Source organism: Cypionkella aquatica (assembly GCF_030161095.1).
GTDB classification, from domain to species: Bacteria; Pseudomonadota; Alphaproteobacteria; order Rhodobacterales; family Rhodobacteraceae; genus Cypionkella; species Cypionkella aquatica.
The window spans coordinates 326655-352292 of sequence record NZ_BSPP01000007.1 but is presented as its reverse complement, the minus strand read 5'-3'; the positions used below and the strand labels follow the sequence as shown (position 1 = coordinate 352292).

Sequence of the window (25638 nt, the reverse complement as noted above, 5' to 3'; positions counted from 1 at the left end):
ACGCTCAAAATGACCATCACCCGCTACCGCAAGTTCAACACCAAAGTCACCTACCCCGAACAGAACCTGGATAACGACCTCTGCCATCTGGTTGCCACCCGCGGCGGAACCACTCTCTACTTCCGCGGTGCCTGCCCGCAGGATCTGGACACCGCCGAAAACCTCGGCAGCCACGACCCCGCTGAACAGGCCCATAAAGTCATGAGCAATATCAAACAGATGATCGAAGAAGCCGGTGGTCGGATGGAGCATCTGGTCAAGCTCGTCGTCTACCTCACCGACGTGCGCCACCGCGAACCCGTCTACCGGGTGATGGGTGAATATATCAAAGGCGTGCATCCGGTTTGCACTGGCCTCACCGTCGTAGCCCTTGCCCGCCCCGATTGGCTGGTCGAGATCGACGCCACCGCCGTGATCCCCGACTAAATGGATAAAACTTAGCTAAAAGTTTTCATCTGTTCACAAATATCCTCGGGGGTCCGGGGGCAGACAGCCCCCGGCCCTGCAGAAAAGGCACGCCATGACCTTCTCCCTCATCGCCCGCTGCGCCAAAACCGGCCAATTTGGCATGGTGATCTCCTCCTCCTCACCCGCCGTCGCCGCCCGCTGCGCCCATACACGCGCTGGGGTGGGCGCAGTCGCCAGCCAAAACATCACCGATCCCGCTTTGGGGCCCTTGCTGATGGATGAGCTGGCACGCGGCAGGCCCGCCGATCAGGCTTTGGCGGTTGTGATCAAGGACCGTCAACACATTGATTACAGACAGCTTCTGGTGATTGATCCACAGGGTCAAACCGCCATCCACTCCGGCGGCCAAGTCCTTGGTATCTGGGGTGAAGCACGCGGCAAAGACTGTGCAGCAGGTGGCAATCTTCTGGCAAACCCCACCATTCCAGCGGCAATGACCGCGGCGTTTGAAACCGCTAAGGGCCATCTTGGTGATCGCCTGATCGCCGCGTTAAGCGCCGGCTTGGCGGCGGGTGGCGAGGCTGGCCCGGTCCATTCGGCGGGGCTGAAAATAGCTGACAAGTTGGATTGGCCCTTGGTCGACCTGCGGATTGATTGGTCAGAGACGCCGATCCAAGACCTTGAAACTGCTTGGCAAATTTACCGGCCCCAGATGACGGCCTATGTCCAGCGCGCCGAAAATCCAACGCAAGCCCCGTCCTATGGTGTGCCGGGCGACGAATAACTTGGCAGCACGCACGCAATAGCTTAGCCTGTCCCTAACCCAGTTCGGACAAGCCAAATGCCACTCCGCTTTACCCTGCGCCAGCTTGAATACCTTGTCGCAGTTGGTGACAGCGGCTCAATCGCGCTTGCGGCGGAAAAAGTTAACGTATCCAGCCCTTCAATCTCGGCCGCGATCTCGCAGTTGGAGGCTGAATTTGGCTTGGCCTTGTTCGTGCGCAAACATGCGCATGGCTTGTCACTGACCCAAGGCGGGCGGCAATTCGTAGCGCAGGCCCGGCAGGTGCTGACCGAGGCAGGCCGCCTGAACGAACTTGCCAATCAGATCACCGGCAAGGTGCGGGGCCCGCTTTCCGTCGGCTGCCTTGTCACCTTCGCGCAGATGGTTTTGCCGCAGCTGCGCCTCAGCTTTGTGCAACAATTCCCGCAGGTTGATTTCACGCAAGTAGAGCTGAACCAGGTGGAGATCTTTGCCGCATTGCGCAGCGCTAATCTTGATATCGCCCTGACCTATGATCTTGATATTCCTGCTGATCTGAACTTCATCCCGCTTGTCACCCTGCCGCCCTATGCGGTGATGGCCCCGACGCATCCGCTTGGCCAGCGCGATCAGGTCACCCCGGGCGATCTTGCAGAATATCCGATGATCCTGTTGGATCTGCCGCTGTCCTCGGACTATTTTCTGTCGCATTTCACAGCGCAAAACCTGCGGCCCAGCATTGTCGAGCGCACCCGTGACATGGGCGTGATGCAGTCGATGGTGGCGAATGGCTTTGGCTATTCCATCGCCAACATCCGACCCTTGACAGATGCTGCCCCGGATGGCCGCCGCCTCCACTATATCCCTTTGGCAGGTGCGGTGCGTCCGATGAAGCTGGGGCTGGCCTTGGCCGACGGTGCCGGCATTTCGTTAACGGTGCAGGCCTTTATCGACCATGCACGCGCCAAGATCACCCTCAATTCCACCCCCGGCCTGCATCTGACAGTTCCCCGCAGCAGCTAAGTTTTAGCCTAACTCAGGCTTCACCTTTGCATCCTTTACGGCCGCCCCCGGCCTGCCAAAGATGTGCCACCCTACCCAAGAGGCCGGAAAATGCGCGACGCTCGCTATGACATTCTGTTTCAGCCGCAAAAGATCGGCCCGCTGACCGCAAAAAACCGATTTTATCAGGTTCCGCATTGCAACGGTGCGGGCTACCGCGACCCGTCTGCGGCGGCGGCGATGCGCGGCATCAAGGCAGAGGGTGGATGGGGCGTCATCTTCACCGAGCAGACCGAGATGCACCACAGCTCTGAAATCACGCCATTTATCGAACTGCGGCTGTGGGAAGATCAGGACGTTCCGGCCATCGCCAAAATGGCAGAAGCAATGAAAACCCACGGCGGTTTGGCGGGCATCCAACTGGCCTATTCCGGCATCAACGGCCCAAATTTCTACACCAAAGAGGTGCCGATGGCGGTATCTCCGGGACCGATCCGCACCTTCACCAATGATCCGGTGCAGGCACGCGGCCTGGACAAGTCAGACATTCGCGATTTGCGGCGCTGGTTTGTCAACGCAGCAAAGCGCTCAAAAACAGCAGGTTTCGATTTGATCTGCCTTTACGGCGCGCATGGGTTTGGTATCTTTCAACATTTCCTGTCCCGCGCCACCAATCAACGCAGCGATGAGTATGGCGGCAGCCTTGAGAACCGCTCGCGTTTCGTGCGTGAGGTTTTTTCCGACATGCGCGACGCGGTCGGCGATACGATGGCGCTGACCCTGCGCGTCAGTCTTGACGAACAGATTGGCAAGCTTGGCTTTTCCAACGCCGAATTGCGCGATTTCATTGCGATGAACGGCGATCTGCCCGACCTTTGGGATCTTGCCCAAGGCACATGGGAGGATTGTTCCGGCCCGTCGCGTTTCAAAGACGAAGCGGCACAAGAGACCTTGGTGCAAGGCATTCGCGCGCTGACCAACCGCCCCGTCGTCGGTGTTGGCCGCTTCACCTCTCCTGATGTGATGGCGAAAATGATCCGGCAAGGCGCGCTGGATTTCATCGGTTGCGCCCGCCCCTCGATTGCCGATCCGTTTCTGCCGAAAAAGATCGAGGAGGGCCGGATCGAAGACATCCGTGAATGTATCGGCTGCAATATCTGCGTCACTGGCGACATGACCCAAAGCATCAGCCGTTGCACGCAGAACCCGACCTTCATGGAGGAATGGCGCAAGGGTTGGCATCCTGAAAAGATGAACGCCAAAGGCCCCAGCACAAATGTGCTGATCGTCGGCAGTGGTCCGGCGGGGCTGGAAGCTGCCCGCGCTTTGTCGCTGCGCGGCTATGATGTGGCTTTGGCCGAGGCAAGCACCACGCTTGGGGGTCGCGTTGCCAAAGAACGCCTGCTGCCCGGCCTTTCGGCTTGGGGCCGGGTTGCGGATTACCGCACCTATCAGATCAGCCAGCGTCCAAACGTGGAAACCTATTTCGACAGCTGCCTGACCGCGGAAAACATCCTCGACTTTGGCTTTCAACACGTCGCCATTGCCACCGGGGCGCTGTGGCGGGCCGATGGCGTTGCGCGCATGCATGTCGAGCCGATCCCGAATAGCGGCCTACCGGTCTACACTCCTGATGATCTCATGGCGGGACGTCTGCCCAAGGGCCGCGTGACCGTGTTTGACGACGATCACTATTATATGGGCGGCGTTCTGGCCGAACTTCTGGCACAACATGGCTGCGCGGTCACGTTGGTGACGCCTTCGGCCTATGTGTCGGATTGGACCCTGAACACACTGGAACAGGCCGCGATCCATCGTCGGCTTGTCGCCGCAGGCGTCAAGATCGTGCTGAACACCGTCATATCCTCCCTAACAAATCAAGGTGTTAGCACGGCCTGCGTCTACACTGGCCACGCATCCCATATCGACGCCGAGGCGGTGGTGATGGTCGCAAGCCGCATCGCGCAGGATCAGCTTTACCATGATCTGAAGGCGCGCGAGGCGGATTGGGCCGATGCGGGCATCCTGTCGGTCAAGGTGATTGGCGATGCCTGCGCTCCCGGCCCGATTGCTTGGGCGACCTATGCGGGCCATCGCTTTGCCCGCGAATTGGATATGCCCGACATCGGGGATGTGCTGCCGTTCCGCCGCGAGGTCACCGCTTTGCAGGATTAGGTTGCAGAATTAAGACGCCAGTGGCTCTGCCAGAACTTGCGAAGCAACGACATCCGACCGCAGCATGTCCGCCAACGTCAGCGATTCGATCAGCAGCAGATAAGACCAGAAAATGTCGGCGAAAACCTTGCGTATCCGGCAGCTTTCTTCGTCAACACAATCCTCGCAGCGTTGATAGGCGCGGCGCGACAGGCACGGCAGCGGCGCAATCGGCCCGTCAATCAGCCGCAACAACTCGGAAATCGAAATCTCGGCCGGCGGTTTGATCAGCTGATAGCCACCCGAGCGCCCACGGGTCGACGCGATGATGCCCGCATTGCGCACTTCCAGCAGGATATGCTCAAGAAACCGCTTTGGCGTGCCCGAGCGTTTGGCGATAGCTTCGATCGTCAAGGCTTCCGGCGCGGGTTGCGCCGCAGCATCCGCCAGCACCAACAGCGCTTTCAACGCGTATTTCATCTTTTGCGTAATCATATCCAAGACCTAACTGCCACTGAAAAAGGAATCAATCCGCTCGGGGCCTGAATATCAAAAAAGCTGAAAATCATCGCGACTCAGGCCCTGAAGGCGTCGGTTTAGCGTAACAAGCCAACAACCGCCGATAGAATACCGCGCGCGAAACCCCAGAAATTACTGTGAAAACCACCTTGCCAGCACGCGCGAATCAATCACGATATATTTGATAGATTAATAATGCTTTCCCGGCTCACAAAAGCTTGATAATGTGACGACACGACCCATCCAAAGCTGCACAAGGATGCTCTCATGTCTGAAATGCTGCCACAGCGCCCAACCCGGCGCGCCAGCTACATTGCTTTTGCTGTCTTCGGCCTGGCCTATCTCGGTGTTATGGTGATCATTTTCGCCCCCGAAGGTAGCTTCTCCAGCCGCAATCTTCTGACTGTGACAGAACATAGCGAATAGACGAAACACTTAGAAAGGCAGGCCGCTGCGGCCTGCCTTTTGTTTTTATATCAAGCACTTACTGTGCGGCAATCTCGCGCGGGGCGGTCAAGATCCGCTCTGTCACCGCCGACAATGCCAAAGCCGCAGCCCCATGCGCCCAAAGCAGATCGCCCCAGGCGTGAATTTCGATGGGCGGGCGCGGACGCCCGGTGTTAATCACCAGATTGTCGATCTCGGCCAAAGTTTCGGTGGCATAAAGATAGTCAAACTTCAGCCGCTCGCCCGACAGGATGATCAGCGCCGGGTCAAACAGGTTGATCACATTTGCCAAACCCACCGCGAGATAGCGCCCGGCCCGCCGGAAAATGCTGCGTGCGGTGGCATCGCCCGATTGTGCGTGATCATACAGGCTTTCCAGCAGCACCGAAATCGGCTGGCCATCGCGGTGCCCCCAGTTCAGCGCCGTCGTCGCCTCGCGCGCCAGCGCATAATCGGCGACATAGGCCTCAAGACAACCGCGTTGGCCGCAGCGACACAAAGCCCCGTCAAGCTGCACCTTGGTGTGACCCAATTCCATGCCCAACCGTTGCGAGCCTCGATACATTCGGTGGTTCAGCACAAAGCCCATGCCCACACCATGCTCAAACGTCACCACAGCAAAATCAGCCAATGAGCGCCCGGCGCCGAACCACAGCTCGGCCAAAGCCACCAGATTGGCGTCGTTATCAATGCTGACCGGCAGGCCAAGATGCGCCTGCGCTGCCATCGCCAAAGGCACCGCGCGCTCGGTGAGCGTCGAGGACCACAACACCACGCCCTCGGCCTGATCAACAAACCCCGGCAGACCAACGCCCACCGCTGACAAAGCCGCGCGCGCCACCCCGGCCTTTGCGCAAACCCGGTCCAGCAAGGCCGCCATGGCGTCCAGCATTTCGGGCAAAGGCATTGGGCCGGGGCCGCGCGGGACCACCTCATCTGCCAGAAGTTTGCCTGCGAAATCAACGATCACCGCCGAATGTTCGCGGTCTGACATCTTCATGCCCGCCACCAGATGTGCCTGCGCACGCACCCCCAAAGCCACCGCAGGCCGGCCACGCCCAAGCTCTGGATCACGCGGCGCTGCGACCTCTTCGATTAACCCTGCGTCTATCAACTCGGAGGTAATCGTGGTGACAGAGGCTGGCGAAACCCCCAGATCCTTGGCCACCTGCACCCGCGCGATCAACCCCGCGGCGCGCACCCTCTCGAACACTTGCTGGCGCAGCGGTCGCATTTGTTCGGACAGCGGGGGAATCAGTGGCCCGCATCCGATGCACGCCCCTGCCTGCGGACTTGCGCCGTCAAAAACCGCCATTTATTTGATCTCCGAACAAAAACAGGGCGGAATTGTTCTTGCACGATCTATTATTGCTGCAACGCGGCGAAGATTTGCAAGATATTCCGGCTGTTCTGTTCTCGCGCATCAGTTTTATTTTGACAACTGAATTTATTAACGGCAATTTTCTGCCAGTTCTAGCGAATCTGCGGAACAGGTCATACGCTGGCCGAATCCATAGGGAGGATAAAAATGCGTAAGGTCATTATGCTCGCGGTTATCGCCGCGGCAGGTTTCTCGTCGGCTGCACTCGCAGAAGGCAAAAAAATTGGCGTGTCTTGGGCGCAGTTCCAAGAAGAGCGCTGGAAGATCGACGAAGCAGCTTTGAAAGCTGCAATCGAAGCGGCTGGCGACGAGTATATCTCGGCTGACGCGCAATCGTCGTCGGAAAAGCAGCTTTCGGATGTTGACGCGCTGATCGCACAGGGCGCGAATGTTCTGGTCATCAACGCGTGGGACAAAGACGCGATTGGCCCAGCCATCGAAAAAGCTGCCGCCGAAGGCATCCCGGTTGTCGGCTACGACCGCCTGATCGAAGACGCGCGCGCCTTCTACCTGACCTTCGACAACGTCGGCGTTGGCAAGATCATCGCTGAAGAAGTCATGAAGGCCAAGCCCGATGGCAACTACGCCATCATCAAGGGTGATCCGGGTGATCCGAACGCAGACTTCCTGCGCGCAGGCATGGAGCAGGTCATCGGCGAGGCTGTGAAGGCTGGCACCATCAAGATCGTCGGCGAAGTTTATTCCGATGGCTGGAAGCCGGAAAATGCTCAGAAAAACATGGAGCAGATCCTGACCGCCAACAACAACGCCGTGGATGCCGTTCTGGCTGAAAACGACGGTATGGCGGGCGGCGTCGTGGCGGCATTGTCGGCACAGGGTCTTGTGGTTCCGGTCGGCGGCCAAGACGGTGATCTGGCTGCAATCAACCGTGTGGCACGCGGCACCCAGACCGTTTCGGTGTGGAAAGACAGCCGTGCGCTTGGCAAAGCCGCTGGCGAGATTGCAGCACAACTGGCCAATGGCGTCGCAATCGACGCGATCCCGGGTGCAGTCAAGTTCAGCGACGGCGAAAAGAAAGTCGAGATGAACGCGATCCTGCTGACCCCGACCGCGATCACCAAAGACACGCTGAACCTCGCGATTGACGGCGGCCACATCTCGAAAGCCGAAGCATGCGAAGGCGCGATGGAAGGGCTTGCTGCCTGCCAATAATCAGCGGCATCGCAGTAGCTTTCAAAGTGTAAACCATCGGTCCGGCGTCAGTTTTAAGCTGACGCCGGGCTTTTCCCAACAGACGCAAAGCCGCCTCCAGCCCAAGATGCCTATTTGGCATGTATTGGCCAGGCACAGGCAGCCCGCGCGCCCCCTCTCAAGCCGGACGAGGATATGACAGACACCCCCACCCACGCGCCACAAAGCACGGATGCCCAGCCGGGCCCGATTGCCCGTTTTATCCGCGATACCGAACTTGACACCCGCATGCTTGGCATGGTCGGCGCGCTGCTGATGATCTGGTGCGTGTTTCACTTTTATCCGATCATCGCCAACCTGTTGTCCGGCAATGGCCTGAACTTTGGTCTTGGCCTGTTCATCACCCCGCGCAACCTGTGGAACCTGTCAGTGCAAACCTCGATGACCGGGATCATGGCGACCGGCATGGTGCTGGTGATTATCACCCGCAACATTGATCTGTCTGTCGGCGCCATCGTTGGCGTCACCGGCATGGCCATGGGGATCATGCAGGTCAATGTGCTGCCGCCGATCCTTGGCCTCGGCAACCCGATGATCTGGATTGTATCTGTGCTTGTGGGCCTTATCCTGGGTGCGCTGATTGGCGCATTCCACGGCTGGCTGATCGCATATCGCGGCATCCCGTCGTTCATCGTCACCTTGGGCGGCATGCTGGTATGGCGCGGCTTCGCCTTCCTGTCCGCGGATGGCAAGACCATCGCCCCGATGGACACCACCTTCGCCCTGCTTGGCGGTGGCCCGACCGGCTCTGTCGGCGCTGTTGGCAGCTGGATCGTCGGTGCGCTTGGCTGTATCGCCGTGCTGTGGATCCTCAGCGCTGGCCGCAAATCGCGTCGCAAGCATGGCTTCCCGCTGCGCCCGAACTGGGCGGAAACGGTACTGGCACTGCTCGGTTGCGGCGCTGTGATCGGCTCTGTTCTGGTGGTGAACGCCTACACTTGGCCCAAGGGCATCGTTGATGCCTATGTCAAAGCCAACCCCGATGTGGTTGTCCCCGAAGGCGGGCTTGAGATTTCGACCGGCTTTGCAATACCCGTGCTGATCTTGATTGTGGTCGGCATCCTGATGACCATTCTGATGACCCGCACCCGCTTTGGCCGCTATGTCTTCGCCATCGGCGGCAACCCCGAAGCTGCAGCCTTGGCGGGCATCAACACCAAATGGATGACGCTGAAAATCTTCGCACTGATGGGGATGCTGGCGGGTCTGGCTGCGGTGATTTCCGCCGCCCGCCTAAACGCCGCGACCAACGCGCTTGGTACGCTGGACGAGCTTTACGTCATCGCCTCGGCCGTCGTGGGGGGCACCTCGCTTGCGGGCGGTGTTGGCACCATCTACGGCGCAATCATCGGCGCTTTGGTGATGCAAAGCTTGCAAACCGGCATGGTGCTGATCGGCTATGGTGACGGGTCTTACCGGATGATCGCCGTCGGCGTGGCGCTGGTTCTGGCCGTCTATCTCGACAATCTCTATCGTCAGAAAACCAAGTAAGGGGCTGAAAGCAATGGCAAACACTGGCACCCCTCTGGTTGAGATGCGCGACATCTCTATCGCGTTCGGCGGCATCAAAGCCGTCGACCACGTCACGATTGATCTGCACCCCGGCGAAGTTGTCGGCCTTTTGGGCCACAATGGCGCAGGCAAATCGACGCTGATCAAATGCCTGTCCGGCGCCTACAAAGCTGATGCGGGCGAAATTTACATCAACGGCAGCCGCGCCGAGATCAACAACCCGCGCGACGCGCGCAACTACAATATCGAGACGATCTACCAGACGCTCGCCCTTGCCGATAACCTCAATGCCGCCTCCAACCTGTTCTTGGGGCGCGAAATTGTCGGGGCTGGTGGCACGCTGGACGATTCCGCGATGGAGGCTGAAACCCGCAAGATCATGGCGCGGCTGAACCCGAACTTCCGCAAGTTCAACGTGCCGGTCAGCGCCCTGTCGGGGGGGCAGCGCCAATCCGTCGCCATCGCGCGCGCGGTTTATTTCAACGCCAAAATCTTGATCATGGATGAACCAACAGCCGCTTTGGGTCCGCAAGAAACCCAGATGGTGGCCGAGCTGATCCAAGAGCTGAAAAAGCAAGGCCTTGGTATCTTCTTGATCGAACACGACATTCACGCCGTGATGGATCTATGTGACCGCGCCGTTGTGATGAAAAATGGCCAGCGCGTCGGCACGGTGAACGTCAATGAAGTCACCGATGAAGACATCCTCGGCATGATCATCATGGGCAAGAAACCGGCCCAAGCTGTGTAAGCCATCGGGCGCGGGGGCAACCTCGCGCCCGTTTTCTATCTCGCCCCAAGCGATCCCAGCAAGACCCAAGCACCACCCCGATCAGGAGCCCCCATGCAGCGCCGCCATTTCCTCGCCCTGACCGGGGCCGCCATTGCCCTGCCTGCTTTGCCTTTGCGCGCGGCGACCTCGCCCAGCGATACGATCCAGACATGGTATAAGCTGGTGCTGGAATTGGTCCGCCACACCGCCACCTATTCTCCCCCTGTCGCCGCCCGCGCCTTCGGCTATCTGGGGCTGGCGACCTATGAGGCACTGGCCTCTGGCAGCGGGGCTCACAGTTTTGCAGGCCAAATCAACGGCATGACCGCCCTGCCCGTCCGTCCGGCAGGCAGCTATGACGAAGCCTTGATCCTGCATGCCGTGATGTCCGAAGCGGTGGCGACCTTCTTTGGCAACACCGGCCCAACTGGCCAGCGCGCCATGGCGGCAATGCGTGATAAGCTGGGCGCCAAACTGCATGCTGGGGTTGCCGAAGATGTGGCCGCCCGCTCGGCAGCTTACGGCCTTGCTGTCGCGCAACATATTGAAGCCTATAGCAAAACTGACGGTGGCGCCGATGTCGACAATATGGGCTTTCCGCGGGATTGGCCGCCACCGAAAGGCCCCGAATTCTGGCTGCCGACCAGCACCATCGTGCAACAACAAGCGCCACTTTTGCCAGCTTGGGGCGAAAACCGTCCCTTTGCGATGCCCGTCGATGCGCCCTGCACGGCAGGCACCCCACCCGGCTATTCTGAAGACCCTGCGTCTGAATTTTACAAACAGGCGATGGAGGTCTACGATACCTCGAAAACCCTGACGGATGAGCAGAAAGCCATCGCCCGCTTCTGGTCTGACGACCCGATGCTGTCGCCTACCCCGCCCGGCCATTGGATTTCAATCGCGCTACAAATCATCCACCGCGACGGCACCGATGCCCTGCACGCAGCCGACGCGCTGGCCCGTGTCGGCATGGCGGAAAACGATGCGTTCATCGCCTGCTGGGCCGACAAATTTCACTTCAACCGCATCCGCCCGCTGACCTATATCAAGCGCGTGATCGACAAGAATTGGGAGGCTTTGCTGATCACTCCGCCGTTCCCGGAATATCCCTCGGGCCATTCCACCCAATCGGGCGCGGCAGCGGCGGTGCTCACGGCGGTGTTTGGCGAGAATTTCGCCTTCGATGACGCCACCCACGCCGATGATGGCATCAAACCGCGCCATTTCGCCGATTTCAACGCGGCAGCCGCCGAGGCCGCAATGTCGCGTCTGTATGGCGGCATCCATTTCCGCGCCGCGAACGAAAACGGCCTGCGCCAAGGCGCCGAAGTGGGATCTTTCATCAACGCTTTGAAAACATTGGCTTAAGCATGAAAATCCTCACACTCGGCCTTGCCCTGCTGCCATTCGCAGCGCATAGCGAAACCGCCCCGCCAGCGCCGTTGTTGCCCAGCTTCAGCGAAGAAACTACCACCGCAGGCGTTGATCAGATCTTCGCAGGCGATTGGGAGTATATGGTCGGCGGTGGTGTTTCGACCTTTGACTGCAACGCCGATGCCCGCCCCGATCTGATCATCGCGGGCGGCACCAATCCCGCGAAATTATTCGTGAACAACAGCGCCAAAGGCGGCGATCTTAGCTTTGCGGAAACCGCCAGCGGACTTGAACAGACCGCAGTGTTGGGGGCCTATGCCATTGATATTGATAGCGATGGCATCCAAGACATCGTGCTGTTGCGCCAAGGCGAAAACCAACTGATGCGCGGTTTGGGCGATTGCAAATTCCAGAACGCCAACAAAGGCTGGGGCTTTGACGGCGGCAACGCGTGGTCAGCCGCCTTCGCCGCCACCTGGGAAAAAGGCCAAAACTGGCCCACCCTCGCCATCGGCAATTACATCGACGTCACCCAAGACATGTTCCCATGGGGCAGCTGCACCGACAACTGGTTGCACCGCCCGGATGGCGACAAATTCGCGCCGCCAATCGCACTGAAACCCAGCTTTTGCGCGCTCTCGATGCTGTTTTCCGACTGGAACCGCTCTGGCACTCCCAGCCTGCGCATTGCCAACGACCGCGAGTATTATAAAGGCGGGCAAGAGCAGCTTTGGCACGTCAACCCCGGCGAGGAACCCCGGCTTTACACCGATGCCGAGGGCTGGAAGCGCCTGCGCATCTGGGGCATGGGCATCGCCAGCTATGATCTGAATTTCGACGGCTACCCCGAGTATTTCGTGACCTCGATGGCCGATAACAAGTTGCAAACATTGGCGGAACCGACCGATACGGCTTCGAAACCCGGCTTCAAAGACGTGGCTTTTGCCAAGCACGCCATCGCCCAACGCCCCTATACCGGCGACGATCTCAACCCCTCGACTGGCTGGCACGCCCAGTTTGAAGATGTGAACAACGACGGGCTGGCCGATCTGTTCATCGCCAAAGGCAATGTCGATGCGATGCCGGACTTCGCGCTGCGTGACCCCAACAACCTGCTGCTGCAACGCGCCGACGGCACGTTTGTAGAGGCGGGCGATCGCGCAGGCGTGGCCGCGATGGGGCTGTCACGCGGTGCAGCGCTTGCCGATTTCAACGCCGATGGCCTTGTCGATCTGGTGGTGGTGAACCGGCGCGAACCCGTGCAAATCTGGCGCAACACCACCCAAACCGGCAACCATTGGCTTAGCCTCAGCCTGTCCCAAACCGCCCCCAACCGCGACGCCATTGGTGCGTGGGTCGAGGTGAAAACCGGCGACCATATCCAACGCCGCGAGATCACCATTGGCGGCGGCCAAGCTGGCGGCAGCCTTGGTGCGCGCAATTTTGGCCTCGGCGATCTGACCGAAGCCGAGGTGCGGGTAATCTGGCCGGACGGCACCGAGGGCGCATGGAACATGCTTAACGCCGATGCTGCCTACAGCCTGCAAAAGCCCTAAGCGGCGACGAAAAACACAAACTCCATCTGGTGATCATAGACCCCGCCAGCCGTCACCACCGTCGAAGGATATTCCGGGTGGTTCGGGCTGTCGGGCCATTTTTGTGTCTCTAATGTGAACCCCGCCCGCGCGCCTGTCACTGCGCCGGCCTTGCCCGGCAAGCCTTCCGGCAGATAGCTGCCCGTGTAAATCTGCACCCCCGGCTGATTGGTAAACAGCCGCAATCCGCGCCCCGAGGCCGGATCAACTGCCACTACCGCAGGCCCCGCGCCGCCAGTCAAACAGAAGTTATGATCAAACCCACCCGCGGGCACATCCGAACCCAAAGTCCGCAACTCTCTGAAATCAAACGGTGTTCCTGCAACATCAGCAGGCGCCCCTAACGGCAGCAACGCCGCATCGACTGGCAGATACTGTGCGGCATCAACCTGCAACAGCTGCGCGTCCACCGCCCCGCTGCCCTGCCCCGCCATATTGAAATAGGCGTGGTTCACCAGATTAACCACCGTTGCCTGATCCGCCCGCGCCGTCATCACAATCTGCAACCGCCCCGGCCCGACAAATTCATAGCGCGCCTCAATCGCCAAAGCGCCGGGAAACCCCATCTCGCCATCGGGCGAGGCAAGCCCGAACACCACCCCGCGCGGATCGGCGCGCAGCACCTGCCACAGCCTTTTGTCAAAGCCGTGCGCACCGCCATGCAGATGGTTAACGCCCTCGTTGCAATCCAGCTGCACGACGCCGCCCGCCCACTCGAACCGACCGCCCGCGATCCGGTTGGCATAGCGCCCACAGGTCGCGCCAAAATAGGTCGTCGGATGGTCCAGATAGCCCTGCAAATCATCATGCCCCAGCACAATGTCTGCCAAAACCCCATCGCGCCCCGGCACCCACAACTGCGCCAACCGTGCCCCGTAACTGCTGACCACAGCAGAACAATTTCCACCGTCGCTGATGCTGAACACCTGCGCCATCCCGCCGTCCACCACGCCCCAATCGCCCATCTAAGCCCCCAAAATCCAGATCCGGTCGCTTGCCAAAATTGCCGCCATCGCCTCGGCGGCAGCGTCTGGCGCATTTCTGGCCACGGCATCCGCCAAAGCCTGATACAGCGCGGATTTCTGCGCCGCGAAATCTTGCGCCCCCGCCTTCACCTGCGGCGCAATCGCCTGCACCACGCCAAATTCCACCAAACCTTGCGCCGCGCGCAGAAATGGATTTTGGCTGGCCTCACATAAAATCCGGTGAAATTCGAACTCGGCCAGCGCGAAAGGTTCGGCCAAAGCCGCCATCGTGCTGCGCTGACTTAACCAATACAACAGCATCCGCAGCTGCTCAGCACTGCGCCGAGCTGCTGCAAAACGTGCCGTCTGCATTTCGATCACTTCGCGTAATTCGACATAAGATCGCAGAAAGGCCGCGTCCGGCCCCGCCTCTTGGATCCAGCCAAGCACTTGACGATCATATAGATTCCAGCGACTGCGCGACAGCACCCTTGTGCCGACTTTGGCGCGGGCCTCCACCAGCCCTTTGGCCTCAAGTGTCTTCAGGGCCTCGCGCAGAACCGTGCGCGACACGCCGTAGCGGTCCATCATCTCGGCGTCGTTCGGCAGAATAGCACCCACCGCCAGCCGCCCCGAGGCAATGCCGATGCCGATTTCACTGATCACATAGGAATGGAAGTTGCGCGCCACCAACCGCCCGGAAAGCGCGCGGACGAGGCTGCCGGGTTCGCTCATTTCAGGTCTTCCAAAACACTTTCCTGCGTGGAGATGCTGCCGAGAACACCAGCCTTTGCAACAAAATGAACAGGAAAAGCAAGCCGCCGATAACGATTTTGGTCCACCAACTTGAAAGGCTGCCGTCAAACACGATGTAGGTTTGCACTAAGCCTTGCAGCATTACGCCAATAAAGGTGCCCGCGACAAAACCATACCCCCCGGTCAGCAGCGTGCCACCAATCACCACTGCCGCGATGGCGTCCAACTCGACCCCCAAAGCCGACAGCGAATAGCCCGCCGAGGTGTAAAGTGAGAAGACGATCCCGGCGAGGCCCGCCAGAAACCCAGACAAAGTGTAGATCAAAATGGTAGTGCGCGCGACGGGCACCCCCATCAGTCCAGCCGAAACCTCCGATCCACCCAACGCGTAGACATAGCTGCCAAACCGCGTGCGATGCGCCAAAATCATCCCCAGCACAAAAACCACCAACATGATCATCCCGATCACCGTCAGCCGTCCACCGCCCGGCAGCAAGATGTAGCTTTTTGAAATCGTTGTATAAAGCTCGTGTTTAATGCCAATGCTGTCGGGCGACAACACCGAAGCCCCGCCCCGCGCCAAAAACATCCCGGCCAGCGTGACGATAAAACTGGGCACCTTCAGATAATGGATCGCAGCCCCCATCACCGCGCCAAAAGCCGCCGCGACGCCAAGGGAAATCGCAAATGCCAACAGCGGATGCAGCCCCAGCCACATGATCAAAACCGCATTGAGCACCGTGGTAAAGCCAATCACCGCCCCCACCGAAAGATCGATCCCGCCCGAGATGATCACGAATGTCATCCCCACCGCAGCAATGCCTAGGAAAGCATTGTCGGTCAGAAAATTGCCCAAAACCCGTGTCGAAAGCATCGCCGGAAACTGGATAATCGCGGCAATATAGGCCAGAGCGAAAATCGCCGTCGTGGCCACCAAAGGCCGTAAAGCGCGGTTCATTGGGCTTTCCTTTCCACAGTGCGGGCGCGCAGCCATTGGCTGACCATCGGCGCTTGCAGCACCAAAATCAGGATGATCACCCCGGATTTCACCACCAGATTAAACTCTGGCGAGAAGCCCGAAATCAGAATTCCGGTGTTCATTGCCTGAATGATCAGCGCGCCCACCACCGACATCGGGATCGAAAACCGCCCACCCAAAAGGGAAGTCCCGCCAATCACCACGGCCAAAATCGCGTCCAGCTCCAGCCACAGCCCGGCGTTATTGGCATCCGCTCCGCGAATATCCCCTGCCACGATCAGCCCGGCGGTCGCGGCACAAAAACCCGCAAACGTATAGACCACCAACAGCAGCAAGCCACTGGAAATGCCCGCAAAACGTGCCGCCGACCGATTGACGCCGACCGCCTCGATCAACAACCCCAGCGCAGTCTTGCGCACGATCAGCGTCGCCACCAAGGCCAGCACCGCCGCAATCACAATCGGCATTGGCATGCCAAACAGCGACCCCGTGCCTATGAAAATCAGCACAGGATCAGAGAATGTCACGATCGACCCTTCGGTCACCAACTGCGCCAAACCCCGCCCCGCCACCATCAGCACCAGCGTCGCGATGATCGGCTGAATCTCCAGATATGTCACCAGAATGCCATTCCAGAGCCCACACAGCAGCCCCACCAACAGCGCAGCCGCTACCGCGAAAATCGCCGAGGCACCACCCGTCACCAGTACCGCCGCCACCGCCCCGGCAATCGCCATCACGGCCCCAACCGACAGATCGACCCCCTTCGTCGCGATCACCGCAGTCATGCCAATCGCCAAAATCGCCACCGGAGCGCCGCGGTTCAGCACGTCAATCACGCTGCCAAACAGCCGCCCATCCTGCAAGGTGATGTCGAAAAACCCCGGAAACAGCAGCCAGTTGATCAGCAACACCGCTGCCAAAGCTGCAAATTGTGGCCGCAGCAGCGCGCCCCGCCAGTCGATCCGCTTCATGCGTTGGCCTCCATCTTCACATTCTGCCCGCCGGGATTATCCGCAATCGCCGCGACGATCACCGAGGGCGCAATATCCGCGCCGCTCAACTCTGCCACCATCTCGCGGTCGCGCATCACCACGATGCGGTTGGAGTAAGCCACCACCTCGTCAAGTTCCGAAGAAATCACCATCATCGCCATGCCTTCTTCGCGCAAACGATTGATAGTGCGTACAATTTCCGCATGCGCGCCCACGTCGATGCCCCGTGTCGGCTCGTCCAAAATCAGGAAATTCGGGTCAATCGCCAGCCAACGCGCCAAAATGACCTTCTGCTGATTGCCCCCCGACAGCAACTTCACCGGCATCTCGTGATCCGCCGCGCGAATGTCCAAAGCCTCGGCATAATTGCCCGCGATCTCGTTCTGCTCGTCGCGGTTCAGCGCGCGGAACCAGCCCAACTTGGCCTGAAGTGCGATGATAATGTTCTCGCGCACCGAAAGTTCGCCAAAAATCCCGTCCAGCTTGCGATCTTCCGGGCAAAAGCCAAACCCCGCCGCCACCGCCTGCGCCGGGTTGCGGATGCTGACCACCCGGCCGCCCACCGAAATCTCACCTCCATCCGCGCTATCGACACCAAACATCAGCCGCGCCATTTCCGTGCGACCAGAGCCCAAGAGCCCCGCCACTCCAACGACCTCTCCCTCGTGCAACGACAAGCTGAACGGAGCGACTTTTCCCTGCTTTCCCAGTGACTTGAACGCCACACGCGCCGGGCCCTGCACAGCTTCCGCCACACCGACACCGCCATGATCCAGCGCCAGATCCTTGCCCAGCATCATCCGCACCACATCCGTCGCCGTCACTTCTGGCAGCGCCTTGGTGCCGATCAGCTTGCCATTGCGCAGGATCGTCACCCGATCGGCGATCTCAAACACCTGATCCAGAAAATGCGTGATAAAAATAATCCCAAGCCCGCGCGCCTTCAGCCGCGCCACCACCTCGAACATCTTGGCGACCTCGTTGCGATCAAGGCTGGCGGTCGGCTCGTCCAGAACCAGCACCTTGCCCGATAACTCGACCGCCCGCGCAATCGCCACGATCTGCTGCACCGCCACCGAATAGCTGCCAAGCTCGGCCTTCACATCAATCTCAAGCCCGTAAGTCGCCAGCAAATCCCGCGCCCGCGCCTCAATCACCTTGCGTTGCACGATACCGAACCGCGTCGGCTGATGCCCCAGAAACAGGTTTTCCGCGACCGAACGGTTGGGCAGCAAGTTCACCTCTTGGTAAACCGTGCCAATGCCGTGGCCCTGCGCATCCAACGGGTCCGAGAACCGCACCGCCGCACCATTCAGCAAAACCTCACCGCCATCAGGCTGATAAGCCCCCGTCAAGATCTTGATAAGCGTGGATTTTCCCGCTCCATTCTCGCCCAGCAAAGCATGAACCTCGCCCGGGCGCACCTCAAAATCCACGCCGTCCAAGGCACGATGCTGGCCGAAAATCTTAACGATGCCGCGCGCTTGCACGACTGGCTGAACAGCCTCGACCATGCCCTTACCCCCCAGAATTCTGTCAGCCACTTTGGACCGTTGCACAGATAAAGCAACGCCGGCCAGATCGCTCTGGCCGACGTTTTGTTCAGATCAGATCAGTAACCCAGACCCTTGCGGCGATCATATTCGCCCTGCGCATCATCCGCTGGCGTATACAATTTCGACTCTGTGATGATGAATTTCTCAGGTTCGGTGCCGTCGGTCAGATAAGCATCCAGCGCCGCAAAAGCTGGGCCCGCCATGTTTGGCGTCAACTCCACCGTCGCGTTGGCCTCGCCCGCCACCATCGCCTGGAAGATATCCGGCACGCCATCAATCGACACCACCAGAATATCGCTGCCCGGCTTCAGGCCCGCATCCTTGATCGCCTGAATGGCGCCGACGGCCATGTCATCGTTGTGCGCATAAACCGCGCAGATGCCCTTGCCGCCGTCTTCGGCCTTCAGGAAACCTTCCATCACTTCCTTGCCCTTGGCGCGGGTAAAGTCGCCGGTCTGGCTGCGGATGATCGACAGATTGGCGTGGCCAGCGATGCCTTCTTCAAAGCCTTGCTTGCGGTTGATCGCAGGCGAAGAACCGACAGTGCCTTGAAGTTCCACAACTTTGCACTCTTTGTCACCAACCGCACCGACCAGCCATTCGCCAGCAACGCGGCCCTCTTTGACCTGATCCGACGCCACCGAGGTCAGATACAGATCTTGCGGCGCATCAATGCCGCGGTCCAGCAGGATCACTGGAATATTGGCTTCCTTGGCTTCGGTCAGCACTTCTTCCCAGCCGGTCGAAACCACCGGAGCCACCAAAATCGCCGCCACACCCTGCGCGATAAAGCCCCGGATCGCCTTGATCTGGTTCTCTTGTTTTTGCTGCGCATCGGCGAATTTCAGATCAATCCCCAGCTTTTCAGCCTCAGATTTCGTCACCGAGGTTTCAGCCGCGCGCCAACCCGACTCCGAGCCGATCTGCGAAAAGCCGATAACTTTGCCCGACAAGTCGGCATAGGCTGCCGAAGACAACAGGGCGCTGACACCCGCGGCCAGCGCGAGTTTTTTGATAATGGACATGATCCCTCCCTAGGATTTTATGGCAGGCGTCTTCCCTCACCGGCCTGTGTTGAGGCTAGCAAAAGTATTACTATATGTAAAATGCGAAGTTTGACGACGCATACTGCTACTATTTTAGGCACTAGGCGAAGCTAAGTCGTTGCGAAATCACAGATCCTTGATCGGCGGCCCACCAGTCGCATCCGCAGCATTTTAAGCCGCAGCGCAGCACGAACAGAGCCTGCGCTGCCATCAAGCGGGAAAAGAATCAGCGGCGCTACCTTCGTCCGTGCTGTTGAAAAACCACCTCAACCCGCAAACTTCGGCCTGCTGCAGAACAGCCAGAAGCCTCCGGCGGGAGTATTTCAGAAAGAGCAAATGCCAAAAGTGGCGCTTTGAATTGCTCCTTCTGAAATACTCCCGCCGGAGGCTTCGACGCTGGAAAAAGCCGCAAAGGTTAAAAATAGGTTAAATCAACCCTGTCAAGCTATTGTAATTAAATGACAAAATTTGGTCCCGAGTTGGGACCAGCTTAGACAAAACTGCGCACCGTTGCCAAAGCCCCGTCCAAAGCCTTGCCCTCTTCATCCTGCAAAGCCGCCTCTCGCAATCGCCGCGCCCAATCCGCCGCATCAGGACGCATGGCCACCAAAGCGATCCCCGCCAGCACCCGATCAAACTTGGAAAGCCCGCGCGCATGGGTGTCCGAATAGCCCTTCACCAATCGCCGACAGCGGATCACTTCTACCGCCAGATCATAATTCGAGGCCAGATAACTCATAGCCACGCCCAACCAAGCCTCAAGATGCGCGACCTCTTGGGCGTGCCGCAGCGACCCCAACCGCCGCCGCTTCATCCCGCCCAAAATATACAGCATCAGATAGGCCCGCAGACTATCCGTCCGCATCCGCCGTCCCTTGTTGAACCAGCGATCCAGCCGCGCCATCCAGACCGGGCTGGCTTCAATCTTGGTCCCCAACTTGGCAGGCATCAAGCCGACGATTTCTTCCGCCCGAGGATGCAAAAACTCTGTCAGCTGCACCACATTGCCCGGCTTCGCCCCCATCTCCACCGCAATCCGCTCAGCCCGCCCAGCCTTGGTTTTCAGATCTGCCACCCGGATCACATCATCATAAGCCATCGCGTTGGCGATATATTTCGCCGCCTGCTTTGACAACTCAAACGGCGCATGATCCCGGGCCAGCACTGCCTCAATCCGATCCAAATAGGCGGCGCCATAGGCCAGATCCTGAAACTCCACCAGCTTGCGCAGCCCCAAAACCGCCATCTCTGCCACCGCATCAGGCATCAGCTGCGCCCGATCCACCAAGGCAGACCAAGCCGCCAACAGCCGCGCCGACCCAACCGGGGCCGCAGCCCGCGCCTTCGCAACCACCGGCAACGCGACTGGTCCCTGCGCCGCCGCGAAGCCTGCCGCAAAGGCCCGCAAAGACGCTTCAGCCCCCTTTCCACCCGCCTTAATCGCCGCCTCAAACGCTTCACGCGGGAAGGGCAGCACTTCGGCCCCCGCAATCGCGCCAAACAGGCTGGCCGAAATCACCGAGCCTTGTGCAATCGCCAGAGTGTCAAAGTCCGCCGCAATAAACCGGCGCGCCGCCACCTCCGCCGCCGCAATCACTTCTTCGCTGGACGCAATTCCGTCCCCCGGCACCATCTTTTCCGACACCGCCAGCGCGCGATGGGTCGAGGTGATCAAAGTGGTGCGATCCGGCGTCACAAAGCCGCGGATGATCGAGCGCCCAGCTTCCATCATCTCGGCCGTCACCATGATATCGACATCGCCCGCTGCAGGCATCAGCGAGAAGACAGGCGCGCGTGGTCCCGCAGGCGCGATCTCAAGATAGTAAACCGTCGCACCCGTGCGCTGCGCCACGCCCGCCACCGAGGTCGCCTGCGCCACATAGCCATTCGCCCGCGCGACGGCCTCTAGCCAAGCCGTCAGCACGCCGCCGCCCTGCCCGCCCACCGCCAAAAGTGCCAGCTTGATCACGCCGTCCATGCCGCGCCCGCCCGCAGGAATTGCCTGATGCAAACTCATGCCACATCTCCGAACACCAGCCGTTTTGCGTCGCGCCGCCGTTGCAGCCAACCGATCACATAGGCACGAAAGCCAGCCAAACGCCGCTCAAACCCGGATGGGTTATGCACCACATCGGCGCGGTAAAATGACGGGCACAGCACCGCCGCGTCGGAAACTTCACCGCAGTTACCACAGCCAACGCAGGATTGGTCAATCGAGGCGACAGGATCATCGCGCAGCGGATCATCCAGCTTTTTCAACGACAAAGACGGGCAGCCCGACAGCCGGATACAGGCGTGATCGCCAGTGCACACCGCTTCATCAATGCCAAATCGCGGCACATCGACCCGCCGCCCTTGCTTGATCGCAGCTGCCCGCAATGGCTTTTCGCGCCGCTGTTTGTTCAGCATACACTCGCTCGAGGCCACGATCACCTTCGGCCCGGGCGCATCGGTGGTCAGCGCCTCGCGGATGGTGTCGCGCATCTTTTTCACATCATAAGTGTGGTCAATCTGGCGCACCCAATCAATGCCGATGCCGTTCAATGCCTTTGAAATAGGATTCCGCGTCGCCTTGGTGGCATTGTCGGCACGGCTTGACATCACATCCTGCCCCCCCGTAGCCGCCGAGTAAAAATTGTCGACCACAATCGCCACGCCGTCCGATTTGTTGAACGCCATATTGGTAAACGAGCTGCTCAGCCCGTTGTGCCAAAACCCACCATCGCCGATGATCGCCACGGGACGGCGCGCGCCACCGCCATCAAACGCGGCATTGGCGGCAGGCCCCAAGCCATAGCCCATCGTTGCCCCGCCAATCTCAAATGGCGGCAGGCTGGCGAACAAATGGCAACCAATATCGGCGGCAATCTGGTGCTTGCCCAGTTCTTTTTCCACCAGCTTCATCGCTGCAAATATGGGACGCTCGGGGCAGCCCGTGCAGAAGCCGGGTGGCCGGATCGGCACGGTTTTTGACAGATCGGGGATAGCGGGGCGATCCACATTCGGCGCACGGACCACTGCCGCCAACAGGCCGGGCGCTGCGGTTTTCAAGAACCCCGACACCGCATCCAGCATCACCTGGCCCGTGTATTCCCCCGCCAGAGGAAACAGGCCTTTGCCATGCAGCTTCACCGAAGATTCCGCGCGATAGAGGAAGCTTCCAAGTTGCGTTTCGATAAACTCCGGCTGGCCTTCCTCGATCACCAACACATGGTCCTTGCCCGCGCAGAACTCAAGAAACTCAGCCGATATCAACGGGTAAGTGACATTCAATACATAGATAGGAACATTGGAATCGCCATAGATATCCGCCAGCCCCAACCGCTGCAGCGACCGGATCAGGGTGTTATACATGCCGCCCTGCACCACGATGCCAAAGTCGGATTTCGGCCCGAACACCTCATTCAGCCCGCGCTCACGAATGAATTTTTCTGCTGCTGGCCATCGGTTTTTCACCTTGTCCTGCTCGTGCGCGAAGCTCATCGGCGGCAAAACCACCCGCGCGAAATCGCTGCGTGGATTCGACAAAGCGTCCTTGACCGACAGGCTTGGTCGCTGATTGTCCCGCGTCTGAAAAGACCCCGTCACATGGCACGACCTGATCCGCACCATCAACATCACCGGCGTGTTCGAGACTTCTGACAGCTCAAACCCGTCCGACACCGCTTGAACAATGCTGGGCAGATTCGGTCGCGGATCCAGCAACCAAAACTGCGACTTCATCGCAAAAGCATGCGTGCGCTCTTGCATGATCGACGATCCCTCGCCGTAATCCTCACCGACAATCACCAAAGCGCCGCCGGTAACCCCTGACGACGACAGGTTCGCCAAAGCGTCCGAGGCCACATTCACGCCGACGGACCCTTTGAACGTCACAGCACCCCGAATCGGATAATGCACGGATGCCGCCAGCATGGCCGCCGCCGCCGCCTCGTTCGCATTGGCCTCAAACCGCACGCCAAGTTCGCCCAGCAGATCCTGCGCATCGGCCAAAACATCCATCAGATGACTGATCGGCGCGCCCTGATAGCCGCCAACGTAGCCAACGCCATTCTCCAAAAGCGCCTTGGTCAGCGCCAAGATACCTTCGCCCGTGAAAGTTTCGCCCGCGCCCAAGCGCAGGTCTTCAACTTCGGCTTTGAAAGAACGCTCTGCCATCTAAATCTCGTGCTTTCTGATATTTGTCAGCATTTTCTGAAGGGTAGCCGTGAAGGCCCGGCGTTCGGCATCCGGGATTCCGCGAAACATCTTGGATTGCGCCTCGGCCATATGAGGCCAAAGCGTCTCAAACGCCGCGCGCCCTGCCTCTGTGATCAAAACCCGCACCGCGCGGCTGTCGCTGCTGTCAGCCTCGCGCCGGATCAAGCCATCGGCCTGCAATTGATCCAAACTGCGCGACAAAGTTGACGGGTCGATCACCGTGTAGACCGCAAGTTCGCGGATCAGCGGCGCCTCAATCACCGAAAGCACCGCCAAAGCCCGCATTTTCGGCGTGCTCAGGCCAAGATCGGCCATCTCATCGCGCAGGCTGGCGTTGTAGCGCCCCATGATGCGGTTCATCAGATAAGGGGCAAAGTTGGTTAATCCAATCTCGCCCAAACGCGGCACAATCGGCGTCTCATCGTTCATGCGCCCAACCTCTTTGCCGCGTTAAAGCCCGATCCGCCGCCCAAGCCCGGCCCGGGATGGGTGGAGGCACCGATATGGATCAACCCGCGCACCGGCCCCGTGCCATTGGTCGAATGGGCAAAGGGGCGCCAGATGAAAAACTGATCAAGACTGCACGCCCCACCATAGGGATCGCCGCCCACAAGGTTGCAATTCATCCGTTCCAGATCCGCCGGAGAATAGGCTTTGCGCGCCAGCTTGATCTGGTGGAAATCTTTGATATGGCTTGCTAAAATCGCCTCAATCCGCTCAGCAAAAGCCTCACGCGCATCGTCCCAATCTTGCGCCGTGATCTCGCCGCCGGCATCGCCTTTGATGATGCGCGGCGCGTCAGGGATCTGCAGCCACAAGATCGCCTTGCCGTCCGGGCATCGGCTTGGGTCCAGTTTGGACGGTTGGCCTACGCAGATTGTGGGCACTGCGGGCAGCATGCCACGCTCGGCCTCATTGGCGGACTTTGAAACAGCATCGATGCCGTCCGACAGATGGATCAGCGCCACATCTTCCAGCCCCGGCGTTAACCATTCGGGCACGCGGTCGAGCGCATAATGCAACTGAAAGTTGCCACGACCATGCCGGAATTGCCGCACCGCCGCCTGATCTTGCGGCAGGGGTACATCCAGCAATCGCCCATAAAGCTGCCCCGGCGCGACCGAGGCGAGCACAGATTTGCAAGCAACCGTCTCGCCCCCCGCCAGCCGCACACCGGTCACACGGCCTTCGCGCGTGGTGATTTTCTCAACCTCGGTCCCGGTGCGGATCACACCGCCCTGCGATTCAATCAGCCCGCGAAACGCCGCCGCAGCTTGCCCCGCGCCACCTTTCGAGATCGGCGCGCCCGCAGCCTCCAGTGCAAAGGCAATCACTTTGCCCATCTGGGCCGAATAGGCAGATTCCGGCGCCAGGCCACAATGCAGCACCCAAGGTGCCCACAAAGCCTGCACCAGCGGGCTTTGATAATTGCTTTCCAACCACCCCCGCGCCGGGGTCAAAGCGCTGCCCAGCCACGCCGCAAGCCCGCGCAATCCGCGCTTGCGCACCTGCCCGAACAACAGTTTCACTGTGCTCCAAGACCACAGATTACCCCCCAAAAGCGCGAACAAAAACGGCGCGTCTGCAGCAATACCGCCAACATCGCGGGCATGTTGATCCCCGTCGCCTGCTGCCAAAGTGTTAAATGCACTGACATTCCGGGCCTGATCCATCGACAGGACCAGCGCAGAGCCATCGGGCCGCAACACCGCTGTCGGGTGCGGGCTATGGCAATACTCAAAGCCATGCTTGGCCAGATGCGGTCCCAAAACCGCCCCGGCGGGCGAGGTCATGAACAACACAAACGTCGCCGCCATCACATCATGCCGGAACCCCGGCAAGGTGATTTCATCCGTGTAAAGACAGCCGCCGATCCGCGCCTCACGTTCCAACACCAGCACGCGTGCGCCCTTCAGCGCCAACATGCTGGCCGCCACCAGCCCGTTGATCCCCGAGCCGATGATAACGTGATCAAATTTCCCCAGATCGGCGGCCATTG

At 59.7% G+C, this 25638-nt stretch carries 22 protein-coding genes; 10 read left to right on the top strand and 12 right to left on the bottom strand.

From position 1 onward, the window contains the following. Positions 1 to 9: 9 nt before the first annotated feature. The 4 genes from QQJ98_RS10280 to QQJ98_RS10265 all read left to right on the top strand — a co-directional run bounded on the left by QQJ98_RS10280 (position 10) and on the right by QQJ98_RS10265 (position 4348). Positions 10 to 426, top strand: coding sequence for a RidA family protein (locus QQJ98_RS10280; protein ID WP_054008724.1), 417 nt, complete (start codon positions 10 to 12; stop codon positions 424 to 426). 94 nt (positions 427 to 520) lie between these two features. After that, positions 521 to 1192, top strand: a complete 672-nt coding sequence (locus tag QQJ98_RS10275; RefSeq protein ID WP_284325242.1) for a DUF1028 domain-containing protein — start codon at positions 521 to 523, stop codon at positions 1190 to 1192. Between the two features lie 57 nt (positions 1193 to 1249). After that, positions 1250 to 2194, top strand: a complete 945-nt coding sequence (locus tag QQJ98_RS10270; RefSeq protein WP_284325241.1) for a LysR substrate-binding domain-containing protein — start codon at positions 1250 to 1252, stop codon at positions 2192 to 2194. A 90-nt stretch (positions 2195 to 2284) separates the two neighbouring features. Continuing rightward, complete coding sequence (locus QQJ98_RS10265; RefSeq protein WP_284325240.1) at positions 2285 to 4348, top strand: oxidoreductase; 2064 nt, start codon at positions 2285 to 2287, stop codon at positions 4346 to 4348. Positions 4349 to 4357: 9 nt separating this feature from the next. Here the strand turns inward: QQJ98_RS10265 and QQJ98_RS10260 are convergent, their stop codons facing one another. Continuing rightward, on the bottom strand, positions 4358 to 4822 hold the full coding sequence (locus QQJ98_RS10260) for an RrF2 family transcriptional regulator (RefSeq protein WP_284325239.1): 465 nt from the start codon (positions 4820 to 4822) through the stop codon (positions 4358 to 4360). 291 nt (positions 4823 to 5113) lie between these two features. Here QQJ98_RS10260 and QQJ98_RS10255 point away from each other — a divergent pair, with 291 nt between their 5' ends. After that, positions 5114 to 5272 (top strand): hypothetical protein, encoded by a 159-nt coding sequence (locus tag QQJ98_RS10255; protein ID WP_284325238.1) that lies wholly within the window; start codon positions 5114 to 5116, stop codon positions 5270 to 5272. A 58-nt stretch (positions 5273 to 5330) separates the two neighbouring features. Here QQJ98_RS10255 and QQJ98_RS10250 read toward each other — a convergent pair whose 3' ends face one another. Beyond that, complete coding sequence (locus QQJ98_RS10250) at positions 5331 to 6608, bottom strand: ROK family transcriptional regulator (protein WP_284325237.1); 1278 nt, start codon at positions 6606 to 6608, stop codon at positions 5331 to 5333. A 213-nt stretch (positions 6609 to 6821) separates the two neighbouring features. Between QQJ98_RS10250 and QQJ98_RS10245 the strand changes: the two genes are divergently transcribed. The 5 genes from QQJ98_RS10245 (at position 6822) to QQJ98_RS10225 (ending at position 13103) form a co-directional block, all read left to right on the top strand. Further along, positions 6822 to 7847, top strand: coding sequence for a substrate-binding domain-containing protein (locus QQJ98_RS10245; RefSeq protein ID WP_284325236.1), 1026 nt, complete (start codon positions 6822 to 6824; stop codon positions 7845 to 7847). Between the two features lie 174 nt (positions 7848 to 8021). Then, positions 8022 to 9377, top strand: coding sequence for a sugar ABC transporter permease (locus tag QQJ98_RS10240; RefSeq protein WP_284325235.1), 1356 nt, complete (start codon positions 8022 to 8024; stop codon positions 9375 to 9377). 13 nt (positions 9378 to 9390) lie between these two features. Further along, on the top strand, positions 9391 to 10149 hold the full coding sequence (locus tag QQJ98_RS10235; protein WP_284325234.1) for an ATP-binding cassette domain-containing protein: 759 nt from the start codon (positions 9391 to 9393) through the stop codon (positions 10147 to 10149). A gap of 93 nt (positions 10150 to 10242) precedes the next feature. Further along, on the top strand, positions 10243 to 11541 hold the full coding sequence (locus QQJ98_RS10230; protein ID WP_284325233.1) for a vanadium-dependent haloperoxidase: 1299 nt from the start codon (positions 10243 to 10245) through the stop codon (positions 11539 to 11541). Positions 11542 to 11543: 2 nt separating this feature from the next. Beyond that, positions 11544 to 13103, top strand: a complete 1560-nt coding sequence (locus QQJ98_RS10225; protein WP_284325232.1) for a CRTAC1 family protein — start codon at positions 11544 to 11546, stop codon at positions 13101 to 13103. On the opposite strand, the gene QQJ98_RS10220 is transcribed toward QQJ98_RS10225, so the two are convergent. From QQJ98_RS10220 to QQJ98_RS10175, 10 genes are all read right to left on the bottom strand, one after another. After that, positions 13100 to 14107, bottom strand: a complete 1008-nt coding sequence (locus QQJ98_RS10220) for an aldose epimerase family protein (RefSeq protein WP_284325231.1) — start codon at positions 14105 to 14107, stop codon at positions 13100 to 13102. The two genes, QQJ98_RS10225 and QQJ98_RS10220, sit on opposite strands and share 4 nt — an antisense overlap. Next, a complete protein-coding gene (locus QQJ98_RS10215) occupies positions 14108 to 14842 on the bottom strand; it encodes a FadR/GntR family transcriptional regulator (RefSeq protein ID WP_284325230.1) in 735 nt (244 codons plus the stop codon). A gap of 1 nt (position 14843) precedes the next feature. After that, positions 14844 to 15821, bottom strand: coding sequence for a galactofuranose ABC transporter, permease protein YjfF (gene yjfF, locus QQJ98_RS10210; protein WP_284325229.1), 978 nt, complete (start codon positions 15819 to 15821; stop codon positions 14844 to 14846). Next, positions 15818 to 16816 (bottom strand): ABC transporter permease, encoded by a 999-nt coding sequence (locus QQJ98_RS10205; protein ID WP_284325228.1) that lies wholly within the window; start codon positions 16814 to 16816, stop codon positions 15818 to 15820. Before QQJ98_RS10205 ends, yjfF begins: the two co-directional genes overlap by 4 nt. Next, a complete protein-coding gene (locus QQJ98_RS10200) occupies positions 16813 to 18381 on the bottom strand; it encodes a sugar ABC transporter ATP-binding protein (protein ID WP_284325227.1) in 1569 nt (522 codons plus the stop codon). Before QQJ98_RS10200 ends, QQJ98_RS10205 begins: the two co-directional genes overlap by 4 nt. A gap of 68 nt (positions 18382 to 18449) precedes the next feature. Beyond that, positions 18450 to 19418 (bottom strand): galactofuranose ABC transporter, galactofuranose-binding protein YtfQ, encoded by a 969-nt coding sequence (gene ytfQ, locus QQJ98_RS10195; RefSeq protein ID WP_284325226.1) that lies wholly within the window; start codon positions 19416 to 19418, stop codon positions 18450 to 18452. Between the two features lie 511 nt (positions 19419 to 19929). Next, positions 19930 to 21456 (bottom strand): indolepyruvate oxidoreductase subunit beta family protein, encoded by a 1527-nt coding sequence (locus QQJ98_RS10190; protein ID WP_284325225.1) that lies wholly within the window; start codon positions 21454 to 21456, stop codon positions 19930 to 19932. After that, positions 21453 to 23597, bottom strand: coding sequence for a thiamine pyrophosphate-dependent enzyme (locus tag QQJ98_RS10185; protein ID WP_284325224.1), 2145 nt, complete (start codon positions 23595 to 23597; stop codon positions 21453 to 21455). The genes QQJ98_RS10190 and QQJ98_RS10185 overlap by 4 nt, the downstream gene beginning before the upstream one ends. After that, positions 23598 to 24068, bottom strand: a complete 471-nt coding sequence (locus QQJ98_RS10180) for a MarR family winged helix-turn-helix transcriptional regulator (RefSeq protein WP_284325223.1) — start codon at positions 24066 to 24068, stop codon at positions 23598 to 23600. Further along, positions 24065 to 25636: a phytoene desaturase family protein gene (locus tag QQJ98_RS10175; RefSeq protein WP_284325222.1), complete on the bottom strand. Its 1572-nt coding sequence runs from the start codon at positions 25634 to 25636 to the stop codon at positions 24065 to 24067. The genes QQJ98_RS10180 and QQJ98_RS10175 overlap by 4 nt, the downstream gene beginning before the upstream one ends. Positions 25637 to 25638: the final 2 nt, after the last annotated feature.